The 21,646-nt window shown below is 65.1% G+C and carries 21 protein-coding genes; 5 read left to right on the top strand and 16 right to left on the bottom strand.

Annotated features, from left to right (window positions below):
- From Q0693_RS10620 to infC, 6 genes are all read right to left on the bottom strand, one after another.
- Window positions 1-450, bottom strand: a 450-nt coding sequence (locus tag Q0693_RS10620; protein WP_298631702.1) for a futalosine hydrolase, incomplete at its 3' end; no start/stop codon positions are given.
- Window positions 450-2,111 (bottom strand): glycerol-3-phosphate acyltransferase, encoded by a 1,662-nt coding sequence (locus Q0693_RS10615; RefSeq protein WP_298631699.1) that lies wholly within the window; start codon window positions 2,109-2,111, stop codon window positions 450-452. The genes Q0693_RS10615 and Q0693_RS10620, both read right to left, overlap by 1 nt.
- On the bottom strand, window positions 2,108-2,572 hold the full coding sequence (locus tag Q0693_RS10610) for a small multi-drug export protein (RefSeq protein ID WP_243029356.1): 465 nt from the start codon (window positions 2,570-2,572) through the stop codon (window positions 2,108-2,110). Before Q0693_RS10610 ends, Q0693_RS10615 begins: the two co-directional genes overlap by 4 nt.
- A 73-nt stretch (window positions 2,573-2,645) precedes the next feature.
- Window positions 2,646-3,002 (bottom strand): 50S ribosomal protein L20, encoded by a 357-nt coding sequence (rplT, locus tag Q0693_RS10605; RefSeq protein ID WP_054392050.1) that lies wholly within the window; start codon window positions 3,000-3,002, stop codon window positions 2,646-2,648.
- A 10-nt stretch (window positions 3,003-3,012) separates the two neighbouring features.
- On the bottom strand, window positions 3,013-3,210 hold the full coding sequence (gene rpmI / locus Q0693_RS10600; protein WP_243029355.1) for a 50S ribosomal protein L35: 198 nt from the start codon (window positions 3,208-3,210) through the stop codon (window positions 3,013-3,015).
- A 103-nt stretch (window positions 3,211-3,313) separates the two neighbouring features.
- On the bottom strand, window positions 3,314-3,829 hold the full coding sequence (gene infC, locus Q0693_RS10595; RefSeq protein ID WP_081454909.1) for a translation initiation factor IF-3: 516 nt from the start codon (window positions 3,827-3,829) through the stop codon (window positions 3,314-3,316).
- Between the two features lie 90 nt (window positions 3,830-3,919).
- Here infC and Q0693_RS10590 point away from each other — a divergent pair, with 90 nt between their 5' ends.
- Together Q0693_RS10590 and Q0693_RS10585 are read left to right on the top strand one after the other, a co-directional pair.
- Window positions 3,920-4,681, top strand: a complete 762-nt coding sequence (locus Q0693_RS10590; RefSeq protein ID WP_298631689.1) for an enoyl-CoA hydratase/isomerase family protein — start codon at window positions 3,920-3,922, stop codon at window positions 4,679-4,681.
- Between the two features lie 60 nt (window positions 4,682-4,741).
- Window positions 4,742-6,391 carry a glutamine--tRNA ligase/YqeY domain fusion protein gene (locus Q0693_RS10585; RefSeq protein WP_298631686.1) on the top strand — a complete coding sequence of 550 codons (1,650 nt, stop codon included), beginning with the start codon at window positions 4,742-4,744 and terminating at the stop codon, window positions 6,389-6,391.
- Between the two features lie 6 nt (window positions 6,392-6,397).
- Here Q0693_RS10585 and Q0693_RS10580 read toward each other — a convergent pair whose 3' ends face one another.
- Together Q0693_RS10580 and Q0693_RS10575 are read right to left on the bottom strand one after the other, a co-directional pair.
- Window positions 6,398-6,826: a hypothetical protein gene (locus Q0693_RS10580; RefSeq protein ID WP_298631683.1), complete on the bottom strand. Its 429-nt coding sequence runs from the start codon at window positions 6,824-6,826 to the stop codon at window positions 6,398-6,400.
- Window positions 6,819-7,136, bottom strand: coding sequence for a DUF3234 domain-containing protein (locus Q0693_RS10575; protein ID WP_243029351.1), 318 nt, complete (start codon window positions 7,134-7,136; stop codon window positions 6,819-6,821). The genes Q0693_RS10580 and Q0693_RS10575 overlap by 8 nt, the downstream gene beginning before the upstream one ends.
- Window positions 7,137-7,146: 10 nt before the next feature.
- Between Q0693_RS10575 and Q0693_RS10570 the strand changes: the two genes are divergently transcribed.
- Window positions 7,147-7,854 (top strand): TlyA family RNA methyltransferase, encoded by a 708-nt coding sequence (locus Q0693_RS10570; protein WP_298631679.1) that lies wholly within the window; start codon window positions 7,147-7,149, stop codon window positions 7,852-7,854.
- Between the two features lie 3 nt (window positions 7,855-7,857).
- Here Q0693_RS10570 and Q0693_RS10565 read toward each other — a convergent pair whose 3' ends face one another.
- From Q0693_RS10565 to Q0693_RS10530, 8 genes are all read right to left on the bottom strand, one after another.
- The gene (locus Q0693_RS10565) at window positions 7,858-9,138 is read right to left on the bottom strand and encodes a trehalase family glycosidase (RefSeq protein WP_298631676.1); all 1,281 of its coding nucleotides are present in this window, start codon (window positions 9,136-9,138) and stop codon (window positions 7,858-7,860) included.
- A complete protein-coding gene (locus tag Q0693_RS10560; RefSeq protein ID WP_298631673.1) occupies window positions 9,128-10,177 on the bottom strand; it encodes an ABC transporter ATP-binding protein in 1,050 nt (349 codons plus the stop codon). The genes Q0693_RS10565 and Q0693_RS10560 overlap by 11 nt, the downstream gene beginning before the upstream one ends.
- Window positions 10,178-10,187: 10 nt before the next feature.
- Window positions 10,188-10,991 carry a carbohydrate ABC transporter permease gene (locus Q0693_RS10555; RefSeq protein ID WP_298631670.1) on the bottom strand — a complete coding sequence of 268 codons (804 nt, stop codon included), beginning with the start codon at window positions 10,989-10,991 and terminating at the stop codon, window positions 10,188-10,190.
- Window positions 10,988-11,836 (bottom strand): sugar ABC transporter permease, encoded by an 849-nt coding sequence (locus Q0693_RS10550; RefSeq protein ID WP_298631667.1) that lies wholly within the window; start codon window positions 11,834-11,836, stop codon window positions 10,988-10,990. Before Q0693_RS10550 ends, Q0693_RS10555 begins: the two co-directional genes overlap by 4 nt.
- A 3-nt stretch (window positions 11,837-11,839) precedes the next feature.
- Window positions 11,840-13,102, bottom strand: coding sequence for an extracellular solute-binding protein (locus Q0693_RS10545; protein WP_298631664.1), 1,263 nt, complete (start codon window positions 13,100-13,102; stop codon window positions 11,840-11,842).
- A 46-nt stretch (window positions 13,103-13,148) separates the two neighbouring features.
- Window positions 13,149-14,165: a substrate-binding domain-containing protein gene (locus Q0693_RS10540; protein WP_298631662.1), complete on the bottom strand. Its 1,017-nt coding sequence runs from the start codon at window positions 14,163-14,165 to the stop codon at window positions 13,149-13,151.
- Between the two features lie 928 nt (window positions 14,166-15,093).
- Window positions 15,094-16,089 (bottom strand): aspartate-semialdehyde dehydrogenase, encoded by a 996-nt coding sequence (locus Q0693_RS10535; protein WP_298631659.1) that lies wholly within the window; start codon window positions 16,087-16,089, stop codon window positions 15,094-15,096.
- Window positions 16,090-16,291: 202 nt separating this feature from the next.
- Complete coding sequence (locus tag Q0693_RS10530) at window positions 16,292-17,812, bottom strand: glycine--tRNA ligase (RefSeq protein WP_298631657.1); 1,521 nt, start codon at window positions 17,810-17,812, stop codon at window positions 16,292-16,294.
- Between the two features lie 145 nt (window positions 17,813-17,957).
- Between Q0693_RS10530 and Q0693_RS10525 the strand changes: the two genes are divergently transcribed.
- The gene (locus Q0693_RS10525) at window positions 17,958-20,168 is read left to right on the top strand and encodes an ATP-dependent Clp protease ATP-binding subunit (RefSeq protein WP_243029346.1); all 2,211 of its coding nucleotides are present in this window, start codon (window positions 17,958-17,960) and stop codon (window positions 20,166-20,168) included.
- 79 nt (window positions 20,169-20,247) lie between these two features.
- Window positions 20,248-21,525 (top strand): DNA repair protein RadA, encoded by a 1,278-nt coding sequence (gene radA, locus Q0693_RS10520; RefSeq protein ID WP_298631651.1) that lies wholly within the window; start codon window positions 20,248-20,250, stop codon window positions 21,523-21,525.
- Window positions 21,526-21,646 lie beyond the last annotated feature (121 nt).

Raw genomic sequence — 21,646 nt, 5'->3', positions numbered from 1 at the left:
CGCCTCCACCAGGCTTTCGGAAACCCGGTCCTGGGTGAGGCCCACCACCACCTCCAGGCCCAGGGCCCGGGCCAGGCCCTCCGTAAGCCCTCTATCCAGGGGAAAACGGTTGTAGTAGGCCTCCTCCCCCACCTCCAGGGCGGGAAACCCCAGGGGTTCCAAGCCCTCCCGGGTGCCCAGGTCCGCCTCCACCTCCTCCCCCACCAGGACCAGATCCCCAGGGAGAAGCCCCGAGCCCGGATAGGCCCCCGCGATGCCAAAGAGCAGGGCCTTCTCCACGGGGTTACGGCTGGCCCAGGAGGCCAGGGTCAGGGCGGTGTTCACCTTGCCGATGCCGGTTTCCAGGTGGACAAACCCTTCCCCTTTTAGCCCCCTTCTTCCCAAAAAGGTGAAGGGCTCTCCCCGGAGAAAGGAGGCCTCGAGGGCCGTGGGGGAAAGGAGAAGCCACATCACTCCACCACCTTGAACCCCAAGGCCTCCGCCCGCTCCACGAAGAACTGGATGTTCTCCGCCTTCACCTCTCCCCCGAGGCTTTTCCGGTCAAAGGCCTCCTCCGCCGCCAGGATCATGGTCTCCGCCAAGCAGGCGGGCACCTGGTCGGGGGCACCGAAGTGCAGGTCCAAGGTGGCCCGGGCCCGCCCCGGAAGCCGCACCACCCCCCCGGGGATGACCCGTACCCCCGGCACCTCCCTCACCGAGGGGTGCACGTCGGGGGGCACCCCCTCGTCGTAGATCCAAGCCCCCGGCTTCACGTGCTCGGGATAGATGACGGGATTGGGGTCGCTGGTGGCGGTGAAGACCAGGTCCGCTTCCCTTATGGCCGCCACCTGGGTGGTCACCTCCATCTCGGGGGCCTGCCCTTTGCGCTCCAGGTTCTTGCGCAGGCTTTCCGCCGCCTTCTCCAGCCTTTCCCTGTCCCTGCCCACCAGGATGAGCCGCCCCACCAGGGGAGCGATCTGCCGGGCGATGCCGAAGGCCACCACCCCGTTGGCCCCCACCACCGCCGCCGTGGTCTCCTTTAGGTTCCTTCCGCTTTGGGCGAAGTGGGCCAGGATATTGGGGATGGCGGCCTTCACGGTGCCGGCGGTGTAGGCCCCGCCGTTGGTCACCTCTATATCCGGGACCGCCTCCTGCACCTCCCTCCCCTTATCCCCCACCACGCTCCAGAAGGCCCCCAGGCCCACCACCGTGGCCCCAAGCTCCTTGGCCAGCCTGGCCCCTTGGATGGCCCGCTTCACCGCCAGTTCCGGCCGGGCCTTGATCTGGTGGGGCAAAAGGGGAGCGGAGATGAGGTGGCAAAGGACCTCCCTCCCGTCCGCGGTCCTTACCCCCCGGACCTCCCCCACCTTCATGGGCCGGAAAAGCTCCGCCAGGCGCTCAATCCAGGCCTGCTTTAGGAGCCCCAGGCGCACCAGGGGCCGGGCCCAGCGGAAACGGGGGCTTTGCCAAAAATCCTCCACCGTGAGGGGGTGGATGAGGAAGGCGCAGACCACTTGCCTTTGCGAAGGCAGGGGCAAGGGGCTACCCAGCCTGGGCTCGGTTCCCTCCAGGATACGGCCCAGGTTCTCCTTGTAGCGCCAAAGGGCTAGGAGGAAAAGGAGGCCGGAAAGAGCCTTAGCCCAAGGGCCAAATCCCGCCCAAAAGGCCACCCCCAAAAGCCCCAGGGGAATCCCCAAAGCCCCCAAGGAGGCGTAGCCCGTGAGGGCATAGAGGGCCAGGCCTAAGGCCACGGGAACCATGCCCCAGGCGGGCTCCAGGGGAAGCCCCGCCAAGACCCCCAGGAGCACCCCCGCCCCCTTGGCCCGAAGGGGCCAGGGGTCGCGGAAGAAAAGGGGGTAAAGGTGGCCCAGGTAGACGGCCAGCCCTAGGGTTAGAAGGCCCTCGAGGCCAAGCCCCAAGGCCCTCCCGAAGGCCAGGGGCAGGTAGCCCTTGGCAAAGTCCAGAAGGAAGGTCCAAAGGACGAAGCCCAGCCCAAGCCGCCTTACGGCGGTTTCCAGCCCCAGGGTGTAGGGGCTTGCCGTGCGCAGGTCCACCCCCCGCCGCCGGGCCAGCCAGTGGCCTAGGGGCAAAGCGCCCACCGCATAGGCCAGGGGCACGAGAAGGAGCATCATCGCAGGTAGTTTAGCCCGGCCACGGCCCCACCGGTGAGGAGGAGGACGATGAGCCCCGCGGCCAGTACCCCTAAGGAGATGGCCAGAAGGGCGTAGCGCCGCTTAAGGCCCAAGACCACCGCCAGCACGGCCCCACTCCAGGCCCCGGTTCCCGGCAAGGGTACCGCCACGAAGAGGAAAAGGCCCAAGGCTCCCAGGCGCTGCACCTGCTCCTCCCCCTTCAGGCGCACCCGGGCCTCGAGGGCCGCCCACACCCGGGCCGGAAGGGGCAGGCGGGTTACGAGATCCACCGCCCAAGGCAGGAGGAGAAGGGCCACCGGGGCCACCAGGAGATTGCCCAGGAGGGCCAGGAAAAAGGCTTCTCCCGGGGAAAGCCCCAAGGCCACCCCCAGGGGAATAGCCCCCCGAAGCTCCACCACCGGCAAGGCGGCCACCAGGACCACGTAAAGCTCAGGCGGCATAGGCTACGCGAAAAAGGCGGCCCGCCGCCAGACCTGGAGGGGATCCGGACGGCGGGCCACGGGAAGCAAGGGGCTAGGCGCGGGCCGCCTTGGCCTTGGCCACCAGCTCGGCGAAGGCCTGGGGCTCCCGCACCGCCAAATCGGCCAGAACCTTGCGGTCCAGCTCCACCCCCGCCTTCTTCAGGCCGTGGATAAAGCTGGAGTAGTTTAGGCCATGCTGGCGGCAGGCCGCGTTGATGCGCACGATCCAGAGCTTGCGGAAGTCCCGCTTCTTGCGCTTACGGTGGGCATAGGCATAGTTGCCTGCGGCAAAGAGGGTTTCCCGGGCCTTGCGCACGCTCTTGGAACGGAGGCCCCAATACCCCTTGGCCAGCTTGAGGATCTTCTTGTGCTTCCTGCGGCGAACCACACCGGTCTTGGCGCGCGGCATCCTCTACCTCCTACTCGTAGGGCAACAGGAGCTTGATCCGCTCCGCCTCGGCCTGGGCCAGGGTGAACTTCCGCCCCTTCTGGCGGATGGTCTTGCCCGACTTGTGCCAGTTGAGGTGCCGCTTACCGGTCTTCATGGCCACCACCTTGCCCGAAGCGGTCACCTTCACCCGCTTCTTGGCGCCCTTGTGGGTCTTCATCTTCGGCATGCTTTCCTCCCCTTTGGGAAGCGCCCCGTACCGGGGACTTGCAGGCTCCCCAAAGCCCTCACACTATACCAGAGGCGGGCGAAAAGGTCCAGACAGGGGGCTTCTAGGCGGAGACCTTGGCTGGGGCCAGGAGCATGTTCATGTCCCGGCCTAGGAGCTCGGGCTTCATCTCCACCACCGCCAGGCCCTTTAGGTCCTCGGCCACCCGTTCCAGAAGCCTTTCGCCCAGTTCGGGATGGCTCATCTCCCGCCCGCGGAACATGATGGTGACCTTGACCTTGTGGCCTTCGGCCAGGAAACGCTTGATATGGTTCAGCTTGGTCTGATAATCGTGGTCGTCGATCTTGACCCGGAACTTGATGGACTTGACCTCGGTGCGCTTGGCCTTTTTCCGGGCCTCCTTCTCCGCCACCTGCTGCTCGTAGCGCCACTTGGAGTAGTCCATGATGCGGGCCACGGGAGGGTCGGCGGTGGGACCCACCAGCACCAGGTCCAGGTCCTGCTCCTGGGCCAGGCGCAAGGCCTCCCGGGTGTCCATGATGCCCAACTGCTGCCCATCGGCTCCGATCACCCGCACCTGCCGTGCACGGATACGTTCGTTAACCAAGTACTCCTTTATCTACACCACCTCCTAGCCCGCGAGGCTTTTCCTTCGGCTTGCGGGCTAAGGGGAGTGTAGCAGGAAAACCACCGCCACTACAATGGGGGCATGGTCCAGGTGGAGCGAGGCCCCATCTTCCAGGTCTTTCTCAACGACCCCGAGCGCCGCAACCCCCTTTCCCCGGGGATGGTGGAAGGCCTTTTGCAGGCCCTCGAGGAGGCGGAAAACGACCCCACCGTCCGGGTCCTGGTCCTTTCCGGCCGGGGAAGCGCCTTCAGCGCCGGGGCCGACCTGGCCTTTCTGGAGAAGGTGACGGAGCTTGGCGCCGAGGAGAACTACCGCCACTCCCTCTCCCTCATGCGCCTCTTCCACCGCCTCTACACCTTCCCCAAGCCCACGGTGGCGGCGGTGAACGGCCCGGCGGTAGCGGGTGGGGCCGGGTTGGCCACCGCCTGCGACCTTGTGGTCATGGACCAGGAGGCCAAACTGGGCTACACCGAGGTGAAAATCGGGTTTGTGGCCGCTTTGGTCTCGGTGATCCTGGTGCGGGCCGTGGGGGAGAAGGTGGCCAAGGACCTCCTCCTCACGGGCCGGATGGTGGGGGCGGAGGAGGCCAGGGCCCTGGGCCTGGCGAACCGCATCGCCAAACCGGGCAAGGCCCTGGAGGAGGCCCTAAACCTGGCCCAAGAGCTTGCCCAAAACGCCCCCACCTCCTTGCGCCTCACCAAGGAGCTTCTCCTGGCCTTGCCGGGAATGGGCCTCGAGGACGGCTTCCGCCTGGCGGCCCTGGCCAACGCCTGGATCCGGGAAACCGGGGACCTGAAGGAGGGCATCCGCGCCTTCTTTGAGAAGCGCCCCCCCAGGTTCTGAAGGGGCCCGACTGGGGCAGGGAGGAGGGGTTAGGCACCCGGCAAAGGCTATACTCCCCTTATGGGCCTCGTTCCCCCCTGCTTTATCACCGAGATCGTGGAAAGGGACCTGCGGGAAGGCCACTACCCCAGGCTGCTCACCCGTTTTCCCCCCGAGCCCAACGGCTACCTCCACATCGGCCATGCCCGGAGCATCGTGCTGAACTTCGGCCTGGCCCTGGACTATGGCGGGGAGTGCAACCTGCGCTACGACGACACCAATCCGGAAACGGAAAAGGAGGAGTACGCCCGGGCCATTGAGGAGGATGTGCGCTGGCTGGGCTTCACTCCGGACAGGGTCCTCTACGCCTCCGACTACTTTGAAACCATGTACCGGTGCGCCTTGGTCCTCATCCAGGAGGGCAAGGCCTACGTGGACGACCTTTCGGAAGAGGAGATGAGCGAGCTTAGGGCCCAGGGAAAGCCCAGTCCCTACCGGGACCGCAGCGTGGAGGAAAACCTGGAGCTTTTTGAAAGGATGCGCCAAGGGGAGTTCCCCACGGGTAGCCGGGTGCTAAGGGCCAAGATCCAGCCCGACCACCCCAACTTCAAACTCCGGGACCCCGTGCTTTACCGCATCGTCCACGCCCCCCACTACCACGCAGGGAACCGCTGGGTCATCTACCCCATGTACGACTATGCCCATCCCCTCGAGGACTTCATTGAGGGGGTGACCCACTCCCTTTGCACCCTGGAGTTTGAGAACAACCGGGCCGTCTACGACTGGGTGATCGAAAACCTCAAGGGGAAGTGCGGCCTACCCCTCGCCCCCAGGCCCTACCAGTACGAGTTCGCCCGCCTGGACCTCACCTACACGGTGCTTTCCAAGCGGAAGCTCATCAGGCTGGTGGAGGGGGGCTACGTTTCGGGCTGGGACGACCCCCGGCTTCCCACCCTCAGGGCCCTGAGGCGCCGGGGGGTGCGGCCCGAGGCCATAAGGGAGTTCGTGCGGCGCACGGGGATCTCCCGCCACGAGGCCCGCATAGAGATGGAGCTCTTTGAGGAGGTGGTGCGGGACGACCTGAACCCCATCGCCCCCAGGGTCTTGGGGGTTTTGGAACCCTTAAGGGTGGTCCTCACCAACTACCAGGGGGAGGAGTGGCTAGAAGCCCCCTACTGGCCCCGGGACATCGGCAAGGAGGGGGCCAGGCCCCTGCCCTTTTCCCAGGAACTCTACATTGAGCGCTCCGACTTCAGCCTCAACCCCCCCAAGGGCTGGAAGCGCTTGGCCCCGGGGCAACGGGTGCGCCTAAGGCACGCGTACGTCATTGAGCTGGAGGACGTGGTGGAGGAGGGAGGCGAGGTGAAGCTCCTCAAGGCCCGCATGGTCCCCGGCACCCTGGGGGCCAACCCCGAAGACGGCATCAAGCCCAAGGGGGTCATCCACTGGGTTTCCGCCCGGCACGCCCTGCCCGTGGAGTACCGGCTTTACAACCGGCTTTTCCTCACCCAAGACCCGGAGGAAGGAGGGGATTTCCTCAAGAACCTGAACCCCTTGGCCCTGGAGGTCAAGAAGGGCTTCGTTGAGCCCAGCGTGGCCCAGGACCCCCCGGAAACCCGCTACCAGCTGGAACGCCTGGGCTACTTCTGGCAGGACCCCGGGGACTCCAGGCCCGGAAGGCTGGTGATGAACCGCATCGTGCCCCTCAAGGAGGGCTACCGGCCTCAGTAGAGGGGCCTAGAGCCCCACGCTCACCCCCACCGCTCCCCCGATCCCGAAGCCCGTGTTTGGCGCCAGGAAAAGGGTGGGGTGCACCTCCACATACACCCCAACGAGGGGCAAGGGCAGGTTGAGCCAGGTGCCCAAAACCCCCCTCAAGCCCCCCTGGCCCCGGGCGTCCTGGGGCAGGGTGAGGGCCGGGCCTGTGCCGTAGAACCCCCCTAGGCCCAGGTAAAGGTCGGTGAGGGGCACCTTCAGGAGGAGGTCCACCCCACCCCCCAGGGCCTCCAGGCCCACCCCTCCGTACACCCTCCCGTCCAGGAGAAGGGGCACCAGGGGGAAACGCAAACCCCCCTGCACCCCAAAGGGGCTACCCACGCTCACCTCGGCCCGCTGGGCCAGGCCCAGGGCCAAGGCCACCGCCAAAACCGCCCATACCTTACGCATGCTCCACCTCCTGCCATAGGGTTGCCAACCCGGCCATCCTGGCCCGGTGGGCCCCGGGCTCATAGTCCACCAGCACCCCCTCCACCCCCAGCATCCCCAAGGCCCTTAGGAAGGCTTCCTTCAGGGCCCGGCTGGCCAAAGGGCTCACCCGCATGCCCAGGTGCGGGTGCCGCTCCAAGAAGGCCTGGGCCAGGGCCTCGGAGGTCCAGATGCCGGAAAGCCGCTTTCCCAAAGCCTCCAGCACCAGGTGCTCCCCCGGTTCCCCTTCCAGGACGTACCAGGTGCCGGATAGCTCCATCCCCGGAGGCATAATACCCCTCGTGAGGCTGGACCGCTACCTGGTGGAACGGGGCCTGGCGGAAACCCGGGAAAAGGCCCAAAGGCTCATCCGCTCCGGCCAGGTGCGGGTGGAAGGGGTGGTGGTGACCAAACCCGCCCACCAGGTGGCCGAAGGGGCCCAGGTGGAGGTCCTGGCCCCCGAGCGGTACGTGAGCCGGGGCGCCTACAAGCTCCTTGGAGCCCTGGAGGCCTTCCCCATAGAGGTGAGGGACCGGGTGGCCGCCGACATCGGGGCCAGCACCGGGGGGTTTACCCAGGTCCTCCTGGAAAGAGGAGCCCGGCGGGTCTACGCGGTGGACGTGGGCAAGGGCCAGCTGCACCCCCGCCTCCGGGAAGACCCCAGGGTGGTGGGCCTCGAGGAGCAGGACGCCCGCACCCTAACCCTGCCGGAGCCCGTGGACCTGGTGGTGATGGACGTCTCCTTCATCTCCTCCACCCTCCTCCTGCCAAAGGTGAAGGAAATCCTAAGGCCGGGAGGGGAGGCCCTCATCCTGGTGAAGCCCCAGTTTGAACTGGGCCCCGGGGTGCACAAGGGGGTGGTGCGGGAGGAGGGTTTGCGGCAAAAGGCCTTGGCCCGGGTGCGGGAAAGGGCCCGGGAGCTGGGCTTCCACGTGCTGGGAGAGGAGGAAAGCCCCTTGCCCGGCAAGGAGGGCAACCGGGAGTTTTGGTTCTGGTTGCACAAGCCCTAGGGTTTAAGCACTCGGACCCACAGGCGGACTACTCTGGCCACGGGCCCAAGCCAAATAGAGGGCCGCCGTCCACGAAAACCCCTGTCCCCCCAAGCCCTCTCCTGTAAGGGGGTGGTAGTACTCGCGGAAACCGGACCTCTCTACCAAGGCCAAAAAGTCCTCCCGCAAGCGGGCCGCCTCTTTGGGAAAACCGTGGCGGACCAGCCCCCAGGCCAGAAGCCAGTTGACGGGAGCCCAGACCGGGCCCCGCCAGTAGCGCTTGGCCTCAAAGTAGGGGGCTGAGGGAAGTACGCTGGGGAAAAGGTACCTGGCCTCCCCCATCCAGGCGCGAAAAGTGGCCATCAGGCGCTCCACTCGGGGACGGGGAAGGGGGAGCAGAAGGGGGAGAAAACCCGCCGAGGTATCCCGGGGAATCCGCCTGCCACTGCAGAGATCCAAGGAACGGTAAAGCCCGGCCTCCTCCTCCCAGAGGGCCTCCAAGGCCGACAGGCCCTTCTGCCACCAGCCTCGAGGCTCCGAGGGGTTCTCGCCCAAAAGTTGGGCCAGCTCCGCCAAGGCTTCATCGGCAAACAGCAAGAGGGCATTGAAACCCACGTCCACCACCCGGAAGGGGCTTTCCCGGTAGCAGAAACCGGGATCGTAGCCTAAGCGCCGGAAGAGGGAAACCAAGTAAAGGTAGCGTTCGTAATCCTTCAGCTGGGGGCGCTCCTCCGGGGGCACATGCTTTGTGTCCCGCCGGGCCTCGGAGGGAAGGGGATGGCGGGGTACCCGCTTTAGGGGCAGATCCCAGGCGGGGCTATTGTCCATCCCCGTCTCCCAGGGGTGCAGAACCGCCACCAGGCCCGTGCCCTCGGAATCCCGGTGGAGGTGGAGAAAGCGGTGGAGGGCCAGAAGACGGGGGTAAAGCTTCCGAGCCCAGGCCAGGCCTTTTTCTCCTGATGCGCGCACCAGGTGGAGGACCACTGGGGCCAGAAAGGGGGGCTGGGTGATGCCTGAGGAACGGGGCTCCCGCCCGGTTCCCCAAACCTCGGGCCCCGGGAAGTAGCCGGGGTCATCCCGGTGGAAGACAATATGGGGGAGGAAACCGTTTTCCCATTGCCCGCGGAATAGGGTTTCCAGTTCATCAAAGGCCCGCTTCTCCTCTAAAACCGCCCATCCTAGGGCTACAAAGCCGCTATCCCAAAGCCACTGGAAGGGGTAGAGCCCCTGGGTAGGCACCGTGTACCCACCCCGGTCGTTGGCCCGCAAAACATCCACAGCCTCCTGAACCCGGTCACGGAGCACGCTCCACCTCCGGACAGGCCTGACCCGTTTCTGGATCGAAGAGGCGCACCCCTTCGGGGAAGGCCTTGAGCCACACCTCCTCGCCTGGCCTTAAAGAAAGGGAGGAGGGTACGGTAGCCTTCAGGGCTTGGCCCCAGGCCTCCAGGGTGACCAGCTGATGGGGGCCCAGAGGCTCCACCACCAGCACCCGTCCGGGAAAAGCCCCCGGTACCTCCACCCCATGCACCTCCAGGTCCTCAGGTCTTAGCCCCACCAGAACCTCACGGGCAAGAGGTCTACCCAGAAGGGCAGAGGCATCCTCCACCTTTAAGCGCAGGAAGTTCATGGGAGGGTTCCCAAGAAAACCCCCCACAAAGGTATCCCGAGGGTTACGGTACACCTCGAGAGGCGAATCGCACTGGACGATTTCCCCATCCCGCATCACCGCGATCCGGTCCGCCATGCCCATGGCCTCCACCTGATCGTGGGTTACGTATAGGGTGGTGATCCCTGCCTCCTTTAGAAGCCGCTTAAGTTCAGCCCTGAGTTCCAAGCGCAGAAGGGCATCCAGGTTGGAGAGGGGTTCATCCATGAGAAGCACCTCGGGCTCCACCGCCAAGGCCCGAGCCACCGCCACCCGTTGCCTCTGGCCGCCGGAAAGTTGAGCCGGGTACCGGGAAAGCAGCTCGCCTATACGCAGAAGCTCCGCCGCCCGCCCCACCTTCTCCCGGACCTCCTTTTCCGGCAGGCGGCGCATCCTGAGGCCAAAGGCGATGTTTTCGAACACAGTGAGGTGGGGAAAAACCGCATAGTTTTGGAAAACCATGGCCAGACCCCGGGCCCTTGGGGGAAGGTGGGTAACCTCCCTTTCCCCCAGGAAGACCCGGCCCCTGTCCGGCCACTCCAAACCGGCCACGATGCGCAAAAGGGTGGTCTTGCCACACCCTGAAGGCCCTAGGAGCACCAGGAACTCCTGGTCCCGGACCTCGAGGCTTACCCCCCTCAGCACCCGGGTGCGCCCGAAACTTTTCTCCACGCCCTCTACCCAAACCCGAGCCACTGCCCACCTCCTAGCGGCTGGTGATGCCGAAAAGGGAAAACAAATAGCGCCTCACGGCGAAGATGAAGAGCAAAGCCGGAACCACCAGGATAAACCCTCCAGCAAAGCGGAAAGGCAAGGGAGAATCGTGAAGCAAGGACAGAAGCAACGCGGTTAAAGTCCTCTCCCTTAAGGTAAGGAGGGTGGCGGCAAAGACCTCGTTCCAAGAGATGATAAAGGCGAAGATCCCCGTGGCCGCAAGCCCGGGGAGGGCCAGGGGAAGGACCACCTTGTAAAAGGCTTGTACCTTGGTGCAACCCAGGGTCCAGGCGGCCTCCTCCAGTTCCCTGGGAACAGACACAAAGAGGCTAAAGGTGACCAGGACCGCAAAGGGCAGGGCCAAAGCGGTGTGCACCAAGGCTACTCCCAAAGGGGTGTCGTAAAGGCCCAACTGGATGAAGCGCACCGCCAGAGGAATGGCCAGAATAGCCAAGGGAAAAGCCCGGGTCATTAGGACCAAGACTCGGAAGAGGTCGGCCCCCCAAAAGCGGTACCGGGCTAAGGCATAACCCGCAGGAGCGCCCAGAAGAAGAGCGAAAAGCATGGTGAGGGCCGCCACCAGCAGGCTGTTTCCAAGAGCCTTTTCCACCCCAGGCACCTCTAGAAAAGCCCTTAGAACCTCCAGGGAAAGGGGCGATGGGTATAGGGGTTTAGGATAGGCGAAAACAGCCTGGCGCTCAGAGAAAGCCAAAGAAGCTAGGAGGTAAATGGGAAACACCACCCAAAGGACCAAGAGGAGCGCCAGGCTATAGTAAACTAGGGTAACCCGCTTCAAGCCCCCACCTCCGGCCGCACGCGGAGAAGGCGCAAATAAGCCAAGGTGGCGAGAACGGAAATAGCGAGGATAAGTACCGCATAAGCCGCCGCCACCTGGGGGTTCTGGTAGGCCGTGTACCAGTAGTAGGCCTCCCCCGCCAGCACGGGAAGATTCCGCCCTCCCAACGCCAGGACCACGGCGAAGACCTCAAAAGCCAGGATGGTCCTGAGGATGAGGGCAGCCTGGAGGCTGGGCTTGAGAAGGGGTAGGGTAACCCGTAAGAAGCGCTGCCAAGGGGTGGCACCGAAGACCTCTGCCGCCTCCCCGTACTCCTTGGGTATAAGCTGCACCCCCGCCACCAGGATCACGAACACCAAGGCCGTGGCCCGCCATAACTCGGCCACCACCACTGCCAGAAAGAGAAAGAGAGGGGTTTCGTAACTGAGCCAGAGCCTGGGCATATCCAAAAGCCCCAGGGTCTGAAGAAAGGTGTTCAGATAACCCCGCTCGGTGAAGATCGCCAGCCACACAATTCCTGCTGCCAAGTCGGAAATGCCTAAGGGAAGGATCCAGAAGTAGAGGAAGAGGTCCCGCCCCCGCCTAAGCCCCTGCACCAAAAGGGCCATGATCAAGGCTAGGGCCACCTGGAGAGGAACGACGACACCGGTGAGGAGAAGGGTATTCCTCAGGGCATCCTTAAAGTACAGGTCCCCGCCCATCCGCCGGTAGGCCTGGAGGCCCCACCCCTCCCCTCCCCGCAAGGAGAGGAGCACCACCTCCACCAAAGGAGCCAGGAACAGGAAGAGCAAGAAAAGGGTTGCGGGAAGAACTAGGAAGTAGGGGGTAAGGGCCTCCCGCCGCATAGCCTACTCCACCGGGCAGGCCCCCCGGCTCGGGGGATCAGGGGCCCAGCAAGGAGCTCCGGTTTCCTGCATGATCCTCCGGAGGTTAGCCGCCTCCTGGTCCAGAACCCGGCGGATGTCCTCGCCTCTCAAGACGATGCGGGCGAAGGTGTCCACATATACCTTGTTGAACTCTCCGCCCTTGGTCCCCAAACCTACCGGCAGGAGGCTCGGCAATGCGGCACTTCCTCCTGCTTGGCGGGCGATGGCCTCCGCAGCCATGCGGATGCCCTGGGGAAGGTCTGTAGGCAGGCGCACCTCCACTACGGGGAAGAAGCCCACTTCCCGAAGGGTGGTTAGCTGTACTGTAGGCCGGGTCAGGTACTCTATAAGCTCCAAAGCCCCCGCACGGTTAGGAGCCCCTTTGGGCACCGCAAGCCCTGCTAGGACCGGCATGAAGCCCCTCCCCCTGGGGCCAATAGGAGCAGGAAAGGCCACAAAGTCCTGAGGGCGTTGCCTTAACGCATCCAGAAGCCTGGCCGTGTGGTCCCAGGCTACCAGAACCTCACCTGCCAAAAGTGATTCCTGCATGAAGTCATAGGTGGTGGACTGGGGGTTGACGTGGCGCCAAAGTTCCCGGAACTCCCGCCACATGGCCTCGGCCTCCTGGCTCCGGTATTTCACCACCGCGCTGGCCGTATAAGAGGGATAGAGGTATCCCTGGAAGAAGCGGTGGATTAACCCTCTAGGCCCTGCCGGGAAGCCCAAAAGCCTCCTTCCCGTAGCCTGTTGCATGTTGGCCGCCCATTCCTTGAGCTGGGAATAGGTAAGGGCGTTCAGATCCGCCCTAGGGGGCAAGTAACGAAGCGCCTCCCGGTGAGCCACCATGATGTAGGTAGCCTGCATCCAAGGGATATAGTAGGTGTTCCCCGTCCCCAGCTTAGCCAAGCCCAGGAAGGTCTGGGGGAAACGGCGGTCGGCTAAACGGGGCAGAAAATCGTCCAAGGTATCCAGGGCGCCTGCCGCCAAGAAGGGAGGGAAGTCGCCGTGTAGCCCGCCCAGAAGGCTTACGCTAACCCGGCCCGCTTTGAACTCGGCCAAAACCCGGTCAGTAAAAGGGCCTGTGTCCTCCGGAAGGAACTCAACCCGGCCAGGGAAGTCCTTAAGGATTACCTGGCGCATCTTCTGAGCCTCTTCCAGAGGTCTAAGCTGTGTGGAGAGGAAGACCACGCTTCCCTGGCCCAAGGCCAACCCCGCCAGAACGAAACCCAAAACCATCCAGCGCATGCTGCTAAACCTCCTTCCGCCGGATCTTTCCCCGCCCGGCTTGGGGTCACACAGGAGCAGGACCATCCGTGCCCCTCAGGACCAACTCCGGTATCCAGACCTCCTGAAGCTCCTCCACTGGCCTCCCGTTGAGGCGAGCAAGGAGAAGTTCCACCAACCGACGGCCTTCCTCCCTGAAGGGCTGCCGCAAGGTGGAAAGGGGCGGATCAGTATAACGGCTGAAGGGCAAGTCGTCGTAGCCTATGACGGAAACTTCCTGGCCTGGCCTTAGGCCACGTTTCCTGAGGGCGTGTAGGACCCCCCAGGCCATGCGGTCCGTGGCCGCCAGAATGGCGGTAGGGGGCTCGGGCAGGCTCAACAGGGCCTCTGCGGCCAGCATTCCGCCCTCCTCGGTAAGATCCCCCTGCTGTAAGTACGCACCTGGGGGCTCCAGCCCGACTTCCCGCATGGCCCAGAGGTAGCCTTCCAACCGGTGCCAGGCAAAGTTCAGCTCGTGAGGAGCGCCAATGAAGGCGGTCCGCCGGTGGCCCAGCTCCAGGAGGTGAACCGTAGCGCGATAGAAGCCCAGGGTGCCGTCCATGTCCAAAAAGGGAAAGGGACTCGTTACCCCTTGGCTCCTGCCGTGGGCTACAAAGGGAAAATCCTTCTCCAGGAGGTAAAGGATTCTTTCATCCCGCACCCGAGTGCGGGCCACCACCAAGGCGTCCACCCGCCGCCCTTCCACCAGGTGGCGGTAACAGGCCAGCTCCTCTGGACCTGGAGGGCAGGCAGTCACCAGAAGGTCCAACCCTACATCACCCAAGGCTTCTCCGATCCCCGTAAGAAGTTCTAGGAAAAAGGGATCGGCGAACTGCCCTTTGGGGGCCGGGATCACTATGCCTACCGCCTCAGTGCGGCCCTTGCGCAAGCGCCGGGCCAGGGGATGGGGACGGTAGCCCAAGGCCACGGCCGTTTCAAGGACCCGCTTTCGGGTATCGGGGGCCACGTCAGCGTACCCCGCCAGAGCCCGGGAAACCGTGGTCACAGAAAGACCGAGATGGGCGGCAAGCTCCTTAAGGCGCATGGGTATACTCCAAAACGATTTGGATGCCATTTTAAAGGCAACTCCCCGGATCTGTCAACCCGGGGGTTCGGCTCTCGGATGTGGCTTGGGATGTCTGGGAACCCTTAGGCGGGCTACAAGGCCGTCCAGAGGTTTCTGGCTCCGGGAGACCCGCGGAGATCCCTGTAGCGGCTTAGCGCCAAGAAGCCCCCTTTTGTCCTGGTGGACGCCACGGAGATTCCGAGGCCCCAGGGGCTACAAACCGTGCACAGGCTTGGGGACTGCAAGGCGCGGGGGTTTCGGCCCTTGGTGTTAGCGACCCCTTACCGGGGCTAGGCGGTTCCCTTTTCCTGTGGGACCCATTCCTCTCATACGGTCAACCCCCCTGGGGGTTCCTGGGGCTTGGTGCCCCGCCGGGCGTGGGCGCGGGATAGGCCATGGGTAATGGACCAGGAGCCTGGCCATGGGGAGCTTCTGGAAACCCTTCAGGGGGCCAGGGTGCATGTTGGGATCCGCCCCAAGGCTTCCCGGCGGCCGGTCTTCATGGGGAGGAGGGGAGGAGAGGTGGCTGGCGATAGGGCCACGGGAGCGGAAGGGCTATTGGGGACTGTACTACAAAGGGAAGGTGCGGGTCTACGTGGCGGGGAGTAGTGGAAAGGGCTGGGAGAAGATCCTCACCGAAAAAAAGCAGGAGAACATGGACGAAGATGGTGGCGATGGTTTTGCCGACACAGGCCCTTGGGTTTTTGGTGGAGAGGGGGTTGGGGAGCCTGTAGCCTTTCCCCTCCAGCCTCTTTGTCCTACTCAAGAAGGAGGCTCAAGTGAGTCACCGGGTGCTCCGGCCACTCGTAAATGGGGTCTTGGGGTTCTTCAGAGGGCCAATCCTTGGAGGTCTCTGAACTCGTGTCTAAAGGTTAGGGGGAACGGCAATAAAACGGCAATAAGGGGACTAAGGCCCCTTGAGCCACTCCTCCGCAATCTGCACCGCGTTCAGGGCCGCCCCCTTCAGGAGCTGGTCCCCCACCACGAAGAAGTCCAGGCCGTGGTCAAAGGCCAGGCTTTTGCGGATTCGGCCCACCTCCACATCCCACTTGCCGCTGGCGGTGAGGGGCATGGGGTAGCGCTTGGCAAGGGGCTCGTCCACCACCTCCACCCCGGGAGCCTGGGCCAGGACCTCCCGGGCGGCCTCCGGGGAGACGGGCCCGGCAAACTCCACGCTCACCGCCTCGGCATGGGCCCTAAGGGTGGGCACCCGCACCGCGGTGGCGCTGATCCTTAGGGAATCGTCCCCAAAGATCTTGTGGGTTTCCCAGACCACCTTCATCTCCTCCCGGGTGTAGCCGTTTTCCTGGAAAGCATCTATGTGGGGGATCACGTTAAAGGGCAAGGGATGGGCGAAGACCTCGGCCACCGGGGTTTCCCCGTGAAGGTAGCGGTGGGTTTCCCGCAAAAGCTCCTCCATCCCCTTGGCCCCGGCCCCGCTGGCCGCCTGATAGGTGGCCACAATCACCCGCTTGGCCCTGAAGGCCCGGTGCAAGGGCCAAAGGGCCATGGCCAGGATGGCGGTGGTGCAGTTGGGGTTGGCGATGATGCCCTGGTGCTGGAAAATCTTTTCCCGGTTCACCTCCGGCACCACCAGGGGCACCTGGGGCTCGTAGCGCCAGGCGCTGGAGTTATCGATCACCAAGGCCCCACCTTGGGCCCACAGGGGGGCCAGGGCCTTGGAAAGGGAACCCCCGGCGCTGGCCAAGACCAGGTCCACGGGCAAAGGCCCCTGGGGAAGGGGCTCCACCGGGATGGCCTCCCCCCTGAACACCAGGGTTTTGCCGGCGGAGCGGGGGGAGGCGTAAAGGCGAAGTTCATCCAAGGGGAAGTTTCGGGCCTCGAGGACCTTCAGGATCTCCTGCCCCACGGCCCCCGTGGCCCCCACCACGGCCACCCTCATCTCCGGTCCTCCTTAACCCTCATGGCTTTCCCGTCCTCCATACCCTACCCCCTTAGGGAAACACCTTGGCCCCAGGCCAGGCCTCCTGGCAGGACCTCCTCCCCCGGGCCCCAAAGGGCCCGGGCCTGCCTGGGGAGGATCCGCCAAGGCCACCATGTACCCCCAGGATAGCCCAAGACTCCATCCCTGCCGCCCCACCCGCCTACCACTTCAGCTTCTCCCGCAAAAACCCCTCCAGCTCGTCCACGTGAAGCCTTATTTGCTCCATGGTGTCCCGGTCCCGCACCGTGACCGTGTCCTTGAGCTTGGTGGTCCCGTCCTTGCTCTGGCCGATGGTGTCGTAGTCCACGGTGATGGCGAAGGGGGTGCCCACCTCGTCGTGGCGGCGGTAGGCCTTGCCGATGTTGCCGGTGTCCTCGTAGAGGATGCGCCCGAGGCCCAGGGCCTGCAAGCGGGCCTTCAGGGCCTTGGCGTAGCCGGTGATCTCGGGCCGGTTCTTGGCCAGGGGGATCACCGCCGCCTTGATGGGGGCAAGCTGGGGCTTAAGTTTCAGCACGATGCGCTCTTCCCCACTGGGAAGCTCCTCCCGGGTGAAGGCCTCCGCCAAGAGGGCCAAAACCCCCCGGTCCACCCCGGCGGAGGGCTCAATCACGTAGGGCACGAACCACTTGCCGCTTTCGGGGTCCCGGTAGGCCAGGCGGGCGGTGGAGTGTTCGTTTTTCAGCACCCGGGCGGTGATGGAAAGCTCCTCCTGCTCCCGGGTATGGCTTCCCAGGTCAAAATCCGTGCGGTTGGCGATGCCCTCCAGCTCCTCGAGGCCATGGGGGAAGCGGTAGAGGATGTCCACCGTGGCCTTGGCGTAGTGGGCCAGCTCCTCGGGAGGTTGCTCGTAGGGCACCAGGTTCTCCCGGCTTAGGCCCATCTCCTGCCACCACTTAAGCCTTTCCTCCACCCAGTAGCGGTGCCAGTACTCGTCCTCCCCTGGGCGGACGAAGTACTCGATCTCCATCTGCTCAAACTCCCGCACCCGGAAGATGAAGTTCCTGGGGGTGATCTCGTTGCGGAAGGCCTTGCCGATCTGGGCGATGCCAAAGGGGAGCTTGCGGCTGGTGCTGTCCAGGACGTTTTTGAAGTTGATGAAAATGCCCTGGGCGGTCTCCGGGCGCAGGTAGGCCAAGGAGGCCTCATCCTCCACCGGGCCCACGTGGGTCTTGAACATCATGTTGAAGTACCGGGGCGGGGTCCAGTCCCCCGGCTCAGCGGTGGCGGGGTCCAAGACCCCAGCCGCGGTCATGGCCCCCCCGGCCCGCTCGGGGGCTTGCATCATGGCCTGGACCAGGGCGTGGAGGTTACCCTCCTCCACCTCCATGGCCCGGGAAAGCCTCCTGAGCACCTCCTCGGGCTGGTCCTTGAGAAGGTGGTCCAGGCGGTAGCGCTTCTTGCTGATGCGGTTGTCCACCATGGGATCGGCGAAGGTGGCCTCGTGCCCCGAGTAGTGGAGGACCAGGCGGTGGGTGAGGATGCTGGCGTCCAGGCCCTCCATGTCGTCCCGCTCGTAGACGTTCCGCCGCCACCAGGCCTGCTTCAGGTTGTTCTTGAGCTCCACTCCCAAAGGGCCGTAGTCGTAGGTGCCCTGGAGGCCCCCGTAGATCTCCGAGCCTTGGAAGATAAACCCACGCCGCTTACAAAGCGCCACCAGTTCGTCAAGGCTTGTTGCCGGCATCGTTCCTCCCCAAGGGGGGCCAAGCCCCCGGTTACAGGGCATCTTACCGGAAGGGGGTGCCAGGGCACCACCGGGGCCCATGGTGAGCCTGGGCGCAAACCCCTGCCCACGCCCGGCTTACGCTAGAATAGGTGACGAGGGGAGCATGAACAGGTACGACGATCGCGCCAGGCTGGTTTTCCACTACGCAAGGGAGGAGGGGAGCCGCTTAGGCCACTCCATGATCGGCCCAGAGCACCTCCTCCTGGGCCTGATGCGCGAGGGGGGTACGGCGGCCCGCATCCTCCAGGAGTACGGGGCGAGCCTCGAGGCCATGCGCCGCATGGTGGAGGAGCTGGTGGGCCGCGGCGAGGGGAGCCGCACCGGGGAACCCCCTGCCATTACGCCCAGGGCTAGGCGGGTCATGGAGCTGGCCAGCGCCGAGGCCCGCAACATGGGGGCCTCGGTGATCGGCACCGAGCACATCCTCCTGGGCATCATCCGTGAGGGCGACGGGATCGCCTACCGCATCCTCTCCCACTTCGCCAAGGACGTGGACGCCATCCGCTGGCGCATCCTCTCCATGGCCGAGGGCCGGGAGCGGGAGAAGCCGGTGAACACCCCCTTCCTGGACGAGTACGGCCGCGACCTCACCAAGGAGGCCCGGGAGGGCAAGCTGGACCCTGTCATCGGCCGGCAGGAGGAGATCAACCGGGTGATCCAGATCCTGGCCCGGCGCACCAAGAATAACCCCGTCCTCATAGGGGACCCGGGGGTGGGCAAGACGGCCATCGTGGAGGGGCTGGCCCAGGCCATCGTGGAGGGCCGGGTGCCCCCCATCCTCAAGGGGGCCCGGGTGGTGGCCCTGGACCTGGCGGGGGTGGTGGCGGGCACCAAGTACCGGGGCGAGTTTGAGGAGCGCCTGCGCCAGATCATAGAGGAGCTCAAAAACGCCAAGGTCATCGCCTTCATAGACGAGCTCCACACCCTGATCGGGGCCGGGGGAGCCGAGGGCACCTTGGATGCCGCCAACATCCTGAAGCCCGCCTTGGCCCGCGGCGAGATCCAGGTGATCGGGGCCACCACCACCGGGGAGTACCACCGCTACATAGAGAAGGACGCCGCCCTAGAGAGGCGCTTCCAGCCGGTGATCGTCCTGGAACCCTCCCCAGAGGAGACCCTGGAGATCCTCAAGGGCCTGCGTCCCCGGTACGAGGCCCACCACGGGGTCATCATCCCCGATGAGGTCCTGGAGCTTTCCGTGAAGATCGGCATCCGCTCCCTCCCGGGGCGCAACTTCCCCGATAAGGCCATTGACCTGATTGACGAGGCGGCAAGCCGGGTGCGGCTCAATGCCTCCTTGGGCCTGCCCGTGGCCGAGGAGGAGGACGGCACCCCCATGGTGACCCGGGAGGACATTGAGGCGGTGGTGGACTCCTGGGGCGGGGTCTACGTGGACGACAAGGACGACCAGAAGCTCATGCACCTCGAGGAGGAGCTAAGGAAGCGGGTGGTGGGCCAGGAGGAGGCCATCCGCGCCCTGGCCAGCGCCCTGAGGAGGGCCCGGGTGGGCCTGGGAGGCCGCACCCGGGTGGCCGCCAGCTTCCTCTTCGTGGGGCAAAGCGGCGTGGGCAAGACCCAGCTGGCCAAGGCCCTGGCGGAGGTGCTCTTCGGTTCCGAGCGGGCCCTCATCCGCTTTGACATGTCCGAGTTCCAGGAGCCCCATTCCATCTCCAAACTGATCGGGGCCCCTCCCGGCTACGTGGGCTACGAGCAGGGGGGTCGGCTCACGGAGGCGGTGCGCCGCCAACCCTTCAGCGTGGTCCTCCTGGACGAGATTGAAAAGGCCCACCCCGATGTGTACAACACCTTCTTGCAGGTGCTGGACGAAGGCCGCCTCACCGACGGCATGGGGCGCACCGTGGACTTCCGCCGGGTGATCCTCATCATGACCTCCAACACCGGCTACAACGTGGGCCCGGCCATCGGCTTCACCAGCAAGGAGGTGGACACCGAGTCCCCCCTCAAGGCCCTCTTCACCCCGGAGTTCCTGGACCGGCTGGACGAGGTGATCCGCTTCCGCCCCCTCACGGAGGAGGAGCTGGTGCAGGTGGCCCGGATGATGCTGGAAGAGATCCAAAAAGAGCTCCAGTCCCGGGACATCGCCGTGCGCTTCGCCCCCGAGGTGGCCCGCTTCGTGGTGGAACAGGCCCCCAAGACGGGAAGCGCCCGGGCCATCCGGGGCATCATCCGCGAACGCATTGAGGACCCCCTTTCCCTGGCCCTCCTCAAAAAGCCCACCGGCCACCTCTACGTGAACGTGGAGGACGGCCACCTGGCCTTCCACGAGGTGGAGGGCGAGGAGCTTTTGGTCTAGATGCCCCCGGGAACCCTTGGGCCCAGCCTCCTTCTTCCGAGGGGGCGGCCTTTTCTTGGGTTCCTCGAGGCCTAAACCCATGGCCAAGACCTCCTACACCTGCGTGGAATGCGGTTACCGTACCCCAAAGCCCTTGGGGCGGTGCCCGGCCTGCGGTTCCTGGGAAAGCTTCCGCGAAGGGACCGCCTCCCCTTCCCCAAAAGGCCAGCGGGCCGAACCGGCAACCCCCAGCCCGGTGGCCCTTTCCCAGGTGGACGAGGCCCAGGAAAGCCGCTTTTCCTCAGGGCTTGCCGAGGTGGACCGGGTCCTGGGGGGAGGGTTCGTGCCGGGGGAGGTGGTCCTCCTGGGGGGCGAACCGGGGGTGGGCAAGAGCACCCTCCTCCTGGAACTGGCCAAGCGCCTGGAAAGGCGGGTGTACTACCTGGCGGGGGAGGAATCCCCCGCCCAGATCAAGCTGCGGGCCAGAAGGCTGGGGGTAAAGGAGCTGCTTCTCCTCAAGGAAACCCGCCTGGAGCCCCTGGTAACCCTTTTGGAGAGAGAGCCCCCCGAGGTGCTCTTTGTGGATTCCATCCAGACCATTGAGGCCGGGGGAAGTCCGGGTAGCCTGGTGGCGGTGCGGGAGGCCACCCACGCCTTCGTGCGCCTGGCCAAGGAGGAAGGCATCACCACCGTTTTGGTGGGCCACGTGACCAAGGAGGGGGTGGTGGCGGGGCCCAAGAGCATGGAGCATGCGGTGGACGCCACCCTGTACCTGGAAACCGCCGGGGTTTACCGGGTCCTAAGGAGCGCCAAGAACCGTTTTGGCCCGGTGGGGGAACTGGGGGTTTTCCGCATGGAGGAGGAGGGCCTCAAGGAGGTGCCCAACCCCTCCGAGGCCTTCCTGTGGGAAAGGCCCTTGGGGGTTCCGGGAAGCGCCGTGGCCCTGGCCCTGGCCGGGGAAAGGGCCTTGGCCCTCGAGGTCCAGGCCCTGGCCGCCAAAACCCCCTTCCCCGCCCCCAGGCGGGTGGTCCAGGGGTTGGACCCCAGGCGGGTGGACATGGTGCTGGCGGTTCTGGAAAGGCGGCTTGGCCTGCCCCTCGGGGCCCTGGACGTCTACGTGAACCTGGCCGGGGGCTTAAGGGTGCTGGACCCCGGTCTGGACCTGGCGGTGGCCCTGGCGGTGTATTCTGCGGTGGTGGGCAAGGCCCTGCCCCCGGACCTGGCGGTGGTGGGGGAGGTGGGCCTTCTGGGCGAGGTGCGGAGCGTGATGGGACTGGAACGGCGGCTTAGGGAAGGGGAACGGGCGGGGTTTTCCCGCATCCTGCACCCAGGCAACACCAAGGCCCTCAAGGAAGCGGTGGAGCGGTATTTGGGATGAGTTTCCCCCTTCTCCTTTACCTGTTCTTCGCCCTTTTGGGCTACCAGCTGGCGGTGGGCCTGGAGAACCTGGGGCTTCTTCCCCGGTCGGCGGGCCTGCTTTCCCTGAACCGCCTTTACCT

This window comes from uncultured Thermus sp. (assembly GCF_938010445.1).
GTDB lineage: Bacteria > Deinococcota > Deinococci > Deinococcales > Thermaceae > Thermus > Thermus altitudinis.
The sequence above is the reverse complement of the archived record's forward strand: the minus strand, read 5'-3'. Positions and strand labels throughout refer to the sequence as shown.